The organism is uncultured Phascolarctobacterium sp. (genome assembly GCF_934190775.1).
Taxonomy (GTDB): Bacteria; Bacillota; Negativicutes; order Acidaminococcales; family Acidaminococcaceae; genus Phascolarctobacterium_A.
On record NZ_CAKPTG010000010.1, the window covers coordinates 24,795 to 37,655 of the forward strand.

Here is a 12,861-nt window from a genome sequence, read left to right on the forward strand (position 1 = left end):
CCAAAAATATTTTTCAACAAAGACAATATGTGTCCTCCTGCTATGATAAAATCTGCTTATAGCCGGTGGCAAAACGTTTGCTTAAGAGAATAAACGTGCTATAATAAGCTTAAAGAGATTTTCTTACAGCAACCGCTTTGCAAAGTTCATGGCAGGGAGGAACTAATCATGACAGATTTACGTATCGCTAAGGATCGTTTGCTCTATATGTATTCGCGCCTTGTAGACGGCAAAATGCTCTACAAGAAGGAAGAGGCCCAACGCTTCGGCTGCTCCTTACGCTCAATTCAGCGCGACATAGAAGACCTGCGGTCCTTTTTGCATGAGCAGAATGAAGCTACAGGCCTGGTGCAGGACCTGGTATATAACCAAAAGCTGGGCGCTTACCAATTGGTACCGCCTTCACGCAATCTGCTGTCTAACGAGGAGGTTTTCGCCACGCTCAAAATACTGCTGGAAAGCAGGGCATTCACCAAAAAGGAGCTTTACCCGATTATCGATAAGCTGATTGACTGCTGTATCCCCAAAACGGAGCAGCAGCGTGTGAGCGAGCTGATAGGCAACGAAAAGCTGCTATACGTAGAGCCACAGCATCAGGACAAGTTCCTCAAGAAGATGTGGGAGCTGAGCGGCGCTGTACGCGAGCAGCAGGAGGTAACGATTGCCTACCGCCGTACTGATGGCGTGCAGGTGCAACGCACTGTGCAGCCTGTAGGCATCATGTTCTCCGAATTCTATTTCTATCTGATCGCCTTCATTGCCCCCAAGGACAAGAAAAAGGTGAAGTTTGAGATTGAAAACGATCCCTTCCCGACAATTTACCGCATCGACAGAATCAAAGGCTTTACGATTACGGACAAGCATTTTGCTGTACCGTATGCCCAACGCTTTGAAGAGGGCGAGTTCCGTAAGCGCATCCAGTTTATGTATGGTGGTCATCTGCAGCGACTGCGCTTTTACTTCAAAGGCAGCTGCTACGAATACATTTTAGACCGACTGCCAACCGCTAAGGTTGTGCAGGAGGATGAAAAGGGTACGCTGATTGAAGCAGAGGTTTTCGGCAAGGGCATTGATATCTGGCTCAAAAGTCAGGGCGAGCTGATTGAGGTTGTGTCCCGACAGGAGCTGGCAGTAAATTGAGCTGAAAAAAATCCCATAAAGCACCAAAAAATTTCTTATTTCATCTAGAAAACTTTTCAGGATAGTCAATCTTTGGCTATCCTATTTTTTATAATTAGCTTATGGTAAGCAAGATAAAAAATAAACACTGAGGCAGCAACACGTTTTCAGGCAACGGTTGCAGCAGCAATCCAGGCGTTACCAACCCCTTGCGATGGTAATGCCGGCGAAAGAAGGTGCAAGAAGCAGAACCCGCACCTTTTTTTCCATGAAGAACCGCCTTGAATAATGTAAGCTATAATCAGTAAGATGAAGAGGAGTGGATGATATATGTATTGCGAAAAGTATGTAGAAATGGGCAGAAAAATACGTTATTACAGAATCATGCAGGAGCTGGGGCAGGGGATGCTCGCAGAGCAGATAGGCATTACTCCGCAGTATTTGAGCAAAATCGAGCACGGCAGCGCGCGCCCGAGTATGGACCTGGTATTCCGCATTGCCGACAAGCTGCAGGTAAAGGTGTCGCACCTGCTGGAAGCTTGCTGATAACTTAATCAGGGCATGGATTTTTCTTCCTTTTTGTGGTACAATACCCATGTAATTGCTTCTGCTCGAAGCAGTTAACAGCGTGACTGCCAAAAGGCAGCATACATGTAAGGAGGAAAACTTAATATGAATGAGCAAAACACCGTTTTAAACATCATTGGCAAGGTGAGCGGATTACTGTCCAAGTATATCGCAGTCGTGATCTTGATTACCTCAGCGATAGCCTTCACACATCCGCAGGAATTCATGTGGATTCCGCAGTACACGGCCCTCTTCCTGGGTACGGCAATGTTTGGCATGGGCCTGACCATCAAGCGTGAGGACTTTCAAATCGTCTTTTCCCGACCTAAGGAGGTTATTTCCGGCTGTATCCTGCAATACACTATTATGCCCCTGGCAGCCTATCTGTTGGCTGTAGTGATGAATCTTGATACTGATATCGCTCTGGGCGTTATCCTCGTAGGCTGCTGCCCCGGCGGTACTGCCAGCAACGTTATTGCCTACATCGCTAAGGGCGACGTTCCCTTATCCGTGGGCATGACCATTACTTCGACCTTGATTGCACCGCTGGTAACACCTGTGCTGGTGTACCTGCTGGCTGGCTCCTGGGTAGAGGTAAGCTTTATGGCTATGGTGCTTTCCGTAGTAAAGATTGTGCTGCTGCCTGTGCTTGCAGGTATCATCTTAAACAGCCTTTTCCACGATACCATTGTCAAGCTGGGCGGTATTCTACCGCTGGTTTCCGTTGTAGCGATTGTAACTATTATCGACGGTATCGTTGCTGTCAACGCTGCTAAGCTGATGAGCTGCGGTCTGATCGTTATGCTGGCTGTTGTCCTGCACAATGGCATCGGTATGGCTCTGGGCCTGGGCATGGCGCGTCTGATGAAGGTATCCTACGCTAAGGAAACATCTATCGCTATTGAAGTTGCAATGCAGAACAGTGGTCTGGCGCTTGCACTGGCAACTGCAAACTTCGCCGCTAACCCGCTGGCTACGCTTCCGGGAGCAATTTTCAGCGTATGGCATAACGTTTCCGGTTCTATTTTCGCCAGCTGCCGCATCAAAGAAGTAGAGGAGAAGCAAAAGCTGGACATTAAGGAACATGCAATAGCAAAATAAGCATAAACACTAAAGGCACTACTGCAGCGCAGTAGTGCCTCTTAATTTTTGCCGTAGAGCAGGGGAGAAAGCCTGCTCCTTATTTTTTATTCTTCTCATCTAAACCGAAGAGCATTGCCATAGGCTGCTCCGGCGCTTCCTTAACAGGCGCGCCTGTGCTGAAGCCCGGCATTTCTGCCTTGGTCAGCTCAATTTTGCCGTATTGGCGCTCATAATCATCAATAACCCATTTCAAAATCTGTTCGATTTCCTTATTTACTGAACGACCATTTATCTTTGCCAAATGCTTCATCTTATTCATAATAATAGGATGAATGCGCAATGTAAAGCGTGCCTCTTCCATGAATACTCCCTCCGTATACTGATAATTCTACTAATTATTATAGGCAAGAAATGCATATTTGGCAAGGAGATAATCTTTTTTAGCAACAGCTAACTCTTTTTACAAGATTTTCAGACAATAGCTTGGCAAATATGCTATAATGAATACTATAGTGTAAATTTTAGGAGGCAACAATGACTTTAGCAATAAATGCCGTATACCACGGCTTTAAGGTTTTACAAGCACAATTTGTAGATGAAATCAGCTCCCAGGCATATATCATGGAGCATATCAAGAGCGGCGCACGCCTTTTGTACCTTGCTAACGATGACGATAACAAGGTTTTTTCTATTTCCTTCAGAACTCCGCCTGCAGATGATACAGGTGTGGCACATATTCTGGAGCATTCCTCTCTCTGCGGCTCCCGCAAATATCCCTTAAAGGAGCCCTTCGTAGACCTCGTCAAGGGTTCTCTGAACACCTTTTTGAACGCTATGACCTTCCCGGATAAGACCATGTATCCTGTTGCCAGCCGCAACGATAAGGACTTCCATAACCTGATGGACGTCTATCTGGACGCTGTGTTCTATCCTTCCTTCTACCAAAACAAATACACCCTGCGTCAGGAGGGCTGGCACTATAATCTGGACAGTCTCGACGGCGAGCTGAGCTACAACGGCGTTGTTTATAACGAAATGAAGGGCGTATATTCTTCGCCGGACGCATATCTGGAGAACGAAGCCATGAAGGCTCTGTTCCCCGATAACTGCTACCGCTTTGAATCCGGCGGCTATCCGGACGCTATTCCGCAGCTGACTCAGGAAAAATTCGAGCAGTTCCACAAAACCTATTACAGCCCGGAAAACAGCTATATCTATTTATACGGCGATATGGATATCGACGCTACTTTGGAATATCTCGACAGCGAATATCTGAGCAGCTTCGAAAAGACCGGCACTGTTGATTCCGCCATCGCAGAGCAGCAGCCCTTGCTGCGTACTGCGGATATCGAAGCATATTATCCGGTTGGGGCAGAGGAGGACTGCACCGCCAAAACATATCACGAGCTTTCTATCGTAACAGGCAAGGCAACCGACCTGCAGACCAGCATGGCGCTGAGCCTGCTGAAAAGCACCCTGCTGGACAGCGAATCCTCAGCACTGCGCCGTGCGCTGATGGACGCAGGTATAGGCCAGATTATCAACGGCAGCTATACCTCCAGCATGTATCAGCCGGTATTTTCTATTCGTGCCAGCGGCAGTGAGAAGGAGCTGCGCGATAAATTTATCAGCGTTATCTATAAAACACTGCAGGATATTACCATAAACGGCGTTGACAAAAAGCTGTTAGAGGCCAACATCAACTCCATGGAATTCAAGCTGCGTGAAGCAGATTTCGGCGGCTATCCCAAAGGACTGATTCTGGGCATCGGCGTTATGGACAACTGGCTGTATGACGGCAATCCGATTGAAGGCCTGTGCTATAACAAATATATCGCAGCACTGCGCGAGGGCCTGAAGACCAATTATTATGAAAGCATTATCGAAAACTATCTGCTGGACAACACTCATAAGGTGCTGGTAACCCTGCTGCCGCAGCCCGGCAAGGAGGAGGCAGACCAGGAGGCCGCTGCTGCCAAGATGAGCGCTATCAAGGCACAGATGAGCCAGGAGGAGCTGCAGCAGCATATCGACGAATGTGCCGAGCTGCACCGCCTGCAGGCTACTCCCGACAGCGAGGAAGCACGCGCAACCATCCCTGTACTGAAGCGCAGCGACATCAGGCAGGAGGTAGAGCAGATTGAAACGCAGGAAGAGAAGCTGGGCGCAAGCCGTCTACTGTATCTGCCGCGCAACACCAATAAAATCGCTTATACCGGCTTCTATTTTGATATCACTGATATGGAGGCAGAAAAACTGCCTCTGTGCTATCTGCTTACTGATATCATGGGCAAGTTCAACACTGAGCGCTACAGCTATCAGGAGCTGGCAACCAACGCTATCATGTATACCGGTGGCATTGCGTTCGCTGTACGCGCCTTTACCGAGGCTGAAGCCACGGACGATTACAAGATTTACTTCTCCACCAAAGGCAAATGCCTCACAGAAAACCTGCCGAAAATGCTGGATATCCTACAGGCTATTGCTTTGGAAAGCAAGCTGGACGACCTGGACCGCTTCCGCGAGCTGGTATCCGAGCTGAAAACCGATTGGGACGACAACTTCTTCAACCGCGGTCAAACGGTTGCTATCTCCAGACTGTACTCCTATTGCTCTGCCGGCGCACGCGTCAACGAGCAGGATGAGTTCAGCTATTACCAGTTCCTCAAAAAGCTGACGGACAACTTCGACGAGCTGGCACCACAGGTGCTGGAGCAACTGAGCCTGTTAATCAAACGCTTCTTCCAGAAGAGCCGCTTCCTGCTCAGCTACAGCTGTGATGTGAAGGAGCAGGCAACAGTAAAAGCGCAATGCCTGGAGTTCATCAGCAAGCTGTCTGAGGTAGAAGCAGGGGAGAAGGCTGAGCTTCTGCCTGTAGGCACCACCAACGAGGCTATTGCAACTGCCGGTAAGGTGCAATACGTCGCTGCAGGCGGCAACTTTGCTAAGCATGGTCACAAATATGTGGGCGCTATGGCTGTGCTGGAAACTATTCTGAGCTACGAATACCTTTGGACCAAGATCCGTATCCAGGGCGGCGCTTATGGCGTTACCGCACGCTTTGAGCTGAACGGTGTAGGCGTATTTGCCTCCTACCGCGACCCGCAGCTGCCAAAAACACTGGAGGCCTATAAAGGTCTGGCAGAATGGCTGAGCAACGAAGAGTTCCCCGAACGCGAGCTGAACAAGTATGTTATCGGTACCATCAGCACTATGGATAAGCCTTTGACCAACAGCATGCGTCTGGACAAGGCCACAGCGCAATACCTGAAGCACGTTTCTGTTGAACTGCGCCAGCGCGTGCGCAACGAGGTTCTGCAGGTAACTAGCGCCGACCTGCAAGCACTGGCTAAGGTAGTAGAGGACATGCTCAGCGACGGCCTGATTTGCGTAGTCGGCGGCAAGCAGCCTATTGAAGCTAATAAATCTTTGTTCAACAATATCCTCAATGCGTAAATCTGTACGCTATTAAATTTACGCTAAGGCTAATAAAAACCCGTGACATCCGAAGGGAGTCACGGGTTTTGTTATACGGAAAAACGATATTTACTTAGTCCAGCTCGCCGCTTTGCGCTTTTTTAACAAGCTCCTGATAAGCGTTATAAACGCCGCTGTTGAAGCAGGTGAGCACAACGCTCATGCCATAGTCGGCGTTGGCATTAATCCATTCGGTGCAGGTCAAAAGAGCGATACGGGCAGCCTCGTCCACAGGATAAGCATAAACACCGGTAGAAATCGCCGGGAAAGCAATGCTATGCAAATGATGCTTGCGTGCCAGGTCCAGGCAATTCTTGTAGCAGTCGGCCAGCTCCAGTCTTTGTTCAACCTTACCATTATAAATCGGGCCTACGGTATGGATAATGTAGCTTGCAGGCAGGTTATAGCCATAGGTGATCCTGGCAGCACCAGTCGGGCAGCCGCCTAAGGCTTTGCATTCCTCCAGAAGCTGCGGTCCTGCAGCGCGGTGAATAGCACCATCAACGCCACCACCGCCTAAAAGCGTACTGTTGGCAGCATTGACAATAGCGTCGCAGTCCAGCGTAGTTATATCACCACGCCAAACAGAAATAGCGTTCTGCTGCTTGTTCTTCTTGGCATCGGCCAGCAGCTCCTTCAGCATTTGGTTTTGGATATTGAAGGGAGCGGGGGAAGCAGGGTTAAAGATAATCCCGGCAATGCCGTCCATTTGCAGGATTGCTTCAAAGTAGTTGACCAAAGGGCGGCTGATAACGTTGCAAGGCGCGCCCTGCTCATAGGCTTCCTTACTGCTGAAGGCAGTCATATATTCCAGGCCGCTTTCCGTAGTCTGCGTCTGCAGCAGCAGCTGGCCCTCTGGCGCATCAGCAGCAGTAGGGATAAGCACCTCAGCACCTTCCTGTAGCACAATGCTGACTGCATGCAGCAGCTTCACCAGGTTGGCTTCGCTTTGGTCAGCAGCAAAAAAATTGCTGGGCATTCATGATAATATCAGTAGATGGATGTAACATAAGCGTCATCTCCTTATAAAAATCGTTTACACACATTCATAACTATAATATATAACAAAAAAACAGCTCTGTAAAGAGCTGTTTTTCGTATATGACGCTAAAGTGACATCATTTTACATGCATTTTACAGTCAGGTTATTACAGCATGCGGAATACAGAAATAACCTTACCAAGCACCTTAATGTTGTCAGAACCGACAATCGGCTGATACTTATCGTTTTCCGGTTGCAGGCGCACACTGCGCAGCTCGCGGAAGTAACGCTTAACGGTAGTTTCCTCGCCATCAATCAAGGCAACAACAATATCACCGTTATTAGCAAAGTTCTGCTTACGAGCAATAATGTAGTCGTGATCCAGGATACCTGCGTTGATCATGCTGTCACCGCATACGGAAAGCATGAAGACATCATCGTCGCAGCCGATCAGGTCACGAGGAATAGGATAGGTCTCTTCAATATTCTCTACAGCGAGAATAGGAACACCTGCAGTAACCTTGCCAACCAGCGGTACCGGAACAAGGAGCTTGTTTCTCCAGGCATCACTTTCGCTCATCAGCTCCAATGCACGCGGTTTGGCTGCATCACGCTGAATGAAGCCGTATTCCTGCAGCTTCTTCAGATGGTTATGCACGCTGGCACTGGAAGATAAGCCTACAGCTGCACCAATTTCACGTACAGCAGGCGGATAACCCTTATGATTAATAAAGGTACGAACGAATTTTAAAATATTACGTTGGCGTTCAGACAACATTTCTTCAGTATAGTTGCCATCAAAGTCTGGCGGGAGCGCTTTTCTTCTTCCCATTTTAGACCCTCCAATCATTTGTTTATAGATTACCTTATACAAATTATAGCAGATAAAAGTAATTTCGTCAAACAGCAGTGCGCATGGTGACTAATTAATGGTAAAACACTACAGGGGGAGAGCTGAGCGGCTCAAAAATGTAGATTTAGCATATTTTGAGTGGTATTTCAGGCATTTTTCCAGCTTGGGAAATAAGCTTGTCTGTAGAGTTGCCTTTTTTGGTGTTTTGAGCGCAAAATAATATTTTACGTCCGATAATGTATATTATGTTAAATTTTCCTTTTCTCAGACGTGAGATTTTCATGCACTGCAACTCATTGCACCTGTGTAATTAAAAGTGCCATTCGTTTACTTGCTGTTCAAGGCTTTTTTCCGTTTCAACGTCGGTTTTTTTGATAAAAAGCATCGCTGTAGCAGCTTTTTGGTTACAGCTCAGCAAAATTTTGTTGTTATAAGCAAAATCCTTCAGCAATTGGGTATCAGCATTGATGCCGATAAGAGCTTTTTCCTGGGTGAAGTCAAAATTTGTCTTATAATCCTTCAAAGCAAAGTATTCGTTGCCAAAGCCCTTCAGTCGCTGCAGACCATCATTAATAATCCTTTCCACAGCAAGCTTGTTGGCAACAGGCGTTGCTAAAAGCTCTTTAGCATCAGCGTCATTAATATTATCTACGCTGACGGTAACAAGCAGATGATTCCAATGCTCCAGAACATTGCGCATGCCGCTGGTGTAAAGATCCATGAACTTTTGCTGGTATTCAGGATCAGACGCCGGAATAGCAAATACAGAATAAATATTGTCATAATCCGTATTTGCGGCAACCTCCTGCATTTGCTTCATAGAAGAAGCCGTAGTCAGATAAAAGGTGCCTTTATCCTTATATCGCAGGTTCAGCTGGCCGTAGAACCAGTCATCCGGCAGCTGCACACTTTTGCCGACTGCAGCATCAGTAAAGCTGATGGCCTTCGGCGTGCTTGTCGGAGCAAAAGCCTTAAAGCCCTTCAGCAGATCAGTGTGTGCTTTATCAAAGCGCTGCATTGTTTCTGCAGGAATGTCGCGCAAAGTAACATTTTCTACCTGCAGAGCCTTTTCTACTGCTTCCTTTATAGAAGCTGCGTCCTGAGACTTGGTTTTTGCTGCTTTATCCTCACTGCCTGCTTCGTCAGTATCGATATCTTCAATATCATCGATATCAACATCTGTATCAGCGTCAGCAGCTTTTTCGTCCTTCTTCGGAGCGTATACATCCTGGTCACTGTTCACTGTCGACAGCAGATAAAGTCTGTCATTGGCAGAAACCATACTGGTATCAATTTTAAACAGTACATCAGATTGCTTATAGATATAAGAAATGGTAATTGCCTTTTTGCCGGCAATCTTGCCTACCTTGATTACAGGCGTAAGCTGGTCCAGCTTCTCCTTGAGCACCTTGCTTTGGATAGTTACATTACCATTGCTGTCGTGCTCTGCATATTTTTCAAGCTCCAGCAGCGGCGCAGGCACAGTTTTCGGATTGAGCTGAGAGCGCTCCAAAAGCGCCAGCTTCTCATACACGGCATCAAAATATGCGGTAGAGAATTTTTCGCCTAAAATCTGCTCCATATCCTCTGCTGTGTAATAGTTAACAATGTTAACTGCGGTATTTTTTAAATCCTCTTCGTCTTGATAGGCCTTTTTGCTGCTGATATTGGTATACGCATAAACCTTCTTCGCTTCCAGCTTATAGTAAGGCTGTCCGTCCTTAACGCTGTAGCCTGCGTAGCTGTTTTCGTAGGCAGAAGCATGCGTAGCGCACAAAACAAGCGCTGCTGCCAAGGCTGTGATTTTTTTCATATACTCACCATCCTTTTATTGGAAAAACGGTGGAATTATTTATTATAAACGATGTTAACCATCACGCCGCTGCCCAGGTTGCAGGCATTAGCTTCGTCAGTGTCGATATGAACCTCGTCAGCATGCTTTACGCCCGCACGTACCAGAACATTATGCAGTGTTACGGAACGCTCGCCCTCTGTAGTAATATCAACGATATCGCCATCCTTCAGACCGTATTTTTCAGCGGTTTCGGGGTACAGATGCACGTGGCGCGCAGCGATGATGATACCCTCCTTCAGCTCCAGCTCGCCCTTCGGACCGATGAGCTTAGCGCCAGCGCTGCCTGCGATGTCGCCGCTGTTGCGGATAGGAGCATCAAGGCCAACCTTGCGTGCGTCAGTCAGAGAAAGCTCAATCTGAGTTTCCGGACGCAGAGGACCGATGATGCGCAGCTTCATGGAATCCTTGGGAGTTACCATGGTAATCTGTTCTTCAGAAGCAAACTGACCAGGCTGGCCAATCGGCTTTTTAACGTGCAGCTCACTGCCTTCACCAAATAAAATATCCATATGCTCACGGCACAGATGTGCGTGACGTGCAGAAACACCTAAAACTATCGGAAATTGCATTGTATGTCACCTCATAAAATAATTTTTTGTTTATATACTTATTATAGCTTGAATTGTGGTAATTGTCATTAGTTATCGAAATTTTTTTCATATAATAGGATATCAGCTACAGGCAAAGCTTCTTTTTCCTACATATTTACAGAAAAAAATAGGACCAGGCTTCCCCAGTCCTATTATTACACAAGATTTTTTTAGAATTGACCGCTTACCATGAAATGGATGCGAGTTGAATCTACATCAGTATTATTGATTTCCTTAATCAAAGGCACGCCCAATGTTACCACAGCACCGATGTGCTTGGTGATGTTGCTGCGCACGCCCAAACCACAGCTTGTCAGCACATGGCTGTCAAAGGCACTGTCGCCAAAGACCTGACCATGATCCATAAAGACGAAAGCATTAGTCTTTTTGTCTTTAGTCACAGGCACGGAATATTCCAGGCCCACACTGTAGCCACTGTCGCCGCCAAGCAGGCTTTCTTTGTAGCCGCGTACGCTGTACATACCGCCAATGTAGAACTGACGGGCGGAAGGCAGATAATTGTTGAAGCCACGCTGTGCGTCCAGGCGCAGGCTCAAAAGCTGCCCATGCTGATACATTTTCTGGTACAGGCCATTAAGCTGGTACAGGGAAAAATCCTTGTCCTTATCGGCAATATTGGTATGCGTACCGGCGTTAAAGCTGTGCTTTTGGTAAATAACAGAGCTTGCGCCGTAATTAGTTACGGAATAGCCTGCCGTAACGCCTTTAATGGTATCATCGAGCCAATGCTGGCCGCTGAAATCAGTCTTGGAATTTTGCTGGCCGTAATCAAGTGTTGCCTCAGTACGAATCTTTTCCGTCACTACCAACGGCTGACTCAGGCCAACGTTCATGGCATAAGCATGACCGCGTACATTCAACGGCTCCAGCTGTCCGTCCGTAATGTGAACGCTGTTGGCGCTGTACTGCAGGTTCAGCTTGGTACCGCTATGGCCTAATGGCCTGCTGTAGCCAAGGCCGAAGGATTTGGTGCCATCGCTCAGCATCGTGTTCAGCGTCAGCGCGTCACGCACACCTGTCAGGCTTCTGTCCGTAAAGAACAGGCCGCCGCGGTATTCGCCGCTCGTATCACTGCCTGCGTTATCACTGTAAACAGTCCAGGTAATATTTTGCGGTTCATAAGCGCTGATGACGTAATCCGTAGTTCCCGGCTCACTGCCGGCCTGCAGAGAAATGCGCAGCTGCACGTCATTAGCAGCGTTAAAGCGCAGTAAATCGTCATTCAGCTTGTTGATGTTGGCAACCTCTCCCTGCTTCAGGCTCATACGCTTGCTGATGTATTTGCTTTTGGTATACTTGTTGCCCTGCACCTCAACAGCATTCGTTTTGCCTTCGATAAGCTCAATTTTTACCGTACCGTTTTTAATTGTCTGTGCCGGCAAAATTGCACGACAGGTAAAGTAACCATTATCAAGATACAGCTTGTTAATTTTATTCACCAGCTCGTACAAATCCTTGACGCCAACCTCTTTACCGATATATTCGTCCGTCAGCTTCTGCAGCTCTGCCTGCTCCAGTACGGTGGATTCATCCAGCTCCAGCTTTTCCAGCTTAAAGGTTACTGCCGCCTGCTGCTCCGCATCAGGCTTTTGGCTCCCCTGCTCTATCTTGCTGCTTGTCTTAGCCTTGTCCTCGGCAATCTGCTTAGCAACACGCTGGCGCTCCATATACTCCATAGCTCTGTTGGCTGCCACACCGGCGTTATTCAAACCGCTTTTATGGAATTCCGCTGCCTGCTGATCTGTAGGCCCTGCAAAAGCAACGGCACTGCATCCCAGCAAAAGCGTAACCAGCAGCAAGCTTGTTTTATTAGTAATCATCGTCAACACCCCTTTGATATACATAACTTTGCTGCATCCGGCAGGCTAATTTGCCTGCCAGATGAGCTGCATTATTTTTTTATATTCTTTTTCCAGATGCTTGATGATTACATCCAGCACGGTATAAATCATGTCGCCCTCCAGCCTGCCATTTTGGCAGAGCAAGCAGCTGTCCAGGTAGAGTGAACCGTCATCTGTAAGATAATATTTGAACACCTTATATTGACGGTTCACCTTGTTGATTTCCCTCAGAATGGCCACTTCGTTCGTCTCGTTGACAGCATTTGCTGCCAGCTGCACGCGAAGCATACCATAAATACTGCTGTCCAGGATGACCAGCGTCGGCAGACGCTGGCCTTCAACAACAATGTGAGAACGGAAGACCACTGTGTTCAGCTTATCCTCGCTAATCTGTTCAATGGCAAAGCAGGTAATCTTCTTATCATCCAGATATTTGATAAAAGCTTCTGCCTTTTTGTTCATCAGCGTTTCCT

General features: G+C 47.5%; 11 protein-coding genes and 1 pseudogene. 4 read left to right on the forward strand and 8 right to left on the reverse strand.

All coding sequences use genetic code 11. The annotated features are described in order from the left end of the window. The first annotated feature begins 168 nt into the window (after window positions 1-168). The 3 genes from Q0G26_RS06805 to Q0G26_RS06815 all read left to right on the forward strand — a co-directional run bounded on the left by Q0G26_RS06805 (window position 169) and on the right by Q0G26_RS06815 (window position 2,787). The gene (locus tag Q0G26_RS06805; protein WP_293829299.1) at window positions 169-1,140 is read left to right on the forward strand and encodes a WYL domain-containing protein; all 972 of its coding nucleotides are present in this window, start codon (window positions 169-171) and stop codon (window positions 1,138-1,140) included. Between the two features lie 309 nt (window positions 1,141-1,449). Then, entirely contained in the window at window positions 1,450-1,665 is a 216-nt protein-coding gene (locus tag Q0G26_RS06810; RefSeq protein ID WP_210684417.1) for a helix-turn-helix transcriptional regulator, read from the forward strand. Window positions 1,666-1,791: 126 nt separating this feature from the next. Further along, a complete protein-coding gene (locus tag Q0G26_RS06815; protein ID WP_293829300.1) occupies window positions 1,792-2,787 on the forward strand; it encodes a bile acid:sodium symporter family protein in 996 nt (331 codons plus the stop codon). Window positions 2,788-2,866: 79 nt separating this feature from the next. On the opposite strand, the gene Q0G26_RS06820 is transcribed toward Q0G26_RS06815, so the two are convergent. Further along, window positions 2,867-3,130 carry an Arc family DNA-binding protein gene (locus tag Q0G26_RS06820; protein ID WP_293829302.1) on the reverse strand — a complete coding sequence of 88 codons (264 nt, stop codon included), beginning with the start codon at window positions 3,128-3,130 and terminating at the stop codon, window positions 2,867-2,869. Between the two features lie 173 nt (window positions 3,131-3,303). On the opposite strand from Q0G26_RS06820, the gene Q0G26_RS06825 reads away from it, so the two are divergent. Next, on the forward strand, window positions 3,304-6,225 hold the full coding sequence (locus Q0G26_RS06825) for an insulinase family protein (protein WP_293829303.1): 2,922 nt from the start codon (window positions 3,304-3,306) through the stop codon (window positions 6,223-6,225). Window positions 6,226-6,319: 94 nt separating this feature from the next. Here the strand turns inward: Q0G26_RS06825 and Q0G26_RS11470 are convergent, their stop codons facing one another. The 7 genes and pseudogenes from Q0G26_RS11470 to Q0G26_RS06855 form a co-directional block, all read right to left on the reverse strand. Further along, window positions 6,320-6,889: an O-acetyl-ADP-ribose deacetylase gene (locus Q0G26_RS11470; protein ID WP_366517752.1), complete on the reverse strand. Its 570-nt coding sequence runs from the start codon at window positions 6,887-6,889 to the stop codon at window positions 6,320-6,322. 3 nt (window positions 6,890-6,892) lie between these two features. Continuing rightward, window positions 6,893-7,225: pseudogene (locus Q0G26_RS11475) on the reverse strand (SseB family protein); the annotation flags it as partial. Between the two features lie 169 nt (window positions 7,226-7,394). Then, window positions 7,395-8,060, reverse strand: a complete 666-nt coding sequence (gene lexA, locus Q0G26_RS06835; RefSeq protein WP_366517751.1) for a transcriptional repressor LexA — start codon at window positions 8,058-8,060, stop codon at window positions 7,395-7,397. A gap of 331 nt (window positions 8,061-8,391) precedes the next feature. Continuing rightward, window positions 8,392-9,894 (reverse strand): hypothetical protein, encoded by a 1,503-nt coding sequence (locus Q0G26_RS06840; RefSeq protein WP_293829306.1) that lies wholly within the window; start codon window positions 9,892-9,894, stop codon window positions 8,392-8,394. A gap of 35 nt (window positions 9,895-9,929) precedes the next feature. Beyond that, window positions 9,930-10,505: a phosphate propanoyltransferase gene (gene pduL, locus Q0G26_RS06845; RefSeq protein WP_276764825.1), complete on the reverse strand. Its 576-nt coding sequence runs from the start codon at window positions 10,503-10,505 to the stop codon at window positions 9,930-9,932. 191 nt (window positions 10,506-10,696) lie between these two features. Further along, window positions 10,697-12,367 (reverse strand): ShlB/FhaC/HecB family hemolysin secretion/activation protein, encoded by a 1,671-nt coding sequence (locus Q0G26_RS06850; protein ID WP_293829308.1) that lies wholly within the window; start codon window positions 12,365-12,367, stop codon window positions 10,697-10,699. A gap of 45 nt (window positions 12,368-12,412) precedes the next feature. Continuing rightward, window positions 12,413-12,850 carry a YbjN domain-containing protein gene (locus Q0G26_RS06855; RefSeq protein WP_021720812.1) on the reverse strand — a complete coding sequence of 146 codons (438 nt, stop codon included), beginning with the start codon at window positions 12,848-12,850 and terminating at the stop codon, window positions 12,413-12,415. Window positions 12,851-12,861 lie beyond the last annotated feature (11 nt).

Excerpts from the sequence above, each read along its gene's own strand:
- Q0G26_RS06805 (WP_293829299.1), top strand. The coding sequence starts at position 169 with ATGACAGATTTACGTATCGCTAAGGATCGTTTGCTCTATATGTATTCG.
- Q0G26_RS06810 (WP_210684417.1), top strand. The coding sequence starts at position 1,450 with ATGTATTGCGAAAAGTATGTAGAAATGGGCAGAAAAATACGTTATTAC.
- Q0G26_RS06815 (WP_293829300.1), top strand. The coding sequence starts at position 1,792 with ATGAATGAGCAAAACACCGTTTTAAACATCATTGGCAAGGTGAGCGGA.
- Q0G26_RS06820 (WP_293829302.1), bottom strand. The coding sequence starts at position 3,130 with ATGGAAGAGGCACGCTTTACATTGCGCATTCATCCTATTATTATGAAT.
- Q0G26_RS06825 (WP_293829303.1), top strand. The coding sequence starts at position 3,304 with ATGACTTTAGCAATAAATGCCGTATACCACGGCTTTAAGGTTTTACAA.
- Q0G26_RS11470 (WP_366517752.1), bottom strand. The coding sequence starts at position 6,889 with ATGCTGAAGGAGCTGCTGGCCGATGCCAAGAAGAACAAGCAGCAGAAC.
- lexA (WP_366517751.1), bottom strand. The coding sequence starts at position 8,060 with ATGGGAAGAAGAAAAGCGCTCCCGCCAGACTTTGATGGCAACTATACT.
- Q0G26_RS06840 (WP_293829306.1), bottom strand. The coding sequence starts at position 9,894 with ATGAAAAAAATCACAGCCTTGGCAGCAGCGCTTGTTTTGTGCGCTACG.
- pduL (WP_276764825.1), bottom strand. The coding sequence starts at position 10,505 with ATGCAATTTCCGATAGTTTTAGGTGTTTCTGCACGTCACGCACATCTG.
- Q0G26_RS06850 (WP_293829308.1), bottom strand. The coding sequence starts at position 12,367 with ATGATTACTAATAAAACAAGCTTGCTGCTGGTTACGCTTTTGCTGGGA.
- Q0G26_RS06855 (WP_021720812.1), bottom strand. The coding sequence starts at position 12,850 with ATGAACAAAAAGGCAGAAGCTTTTATCAAATATCTGGATGATAAGAAG.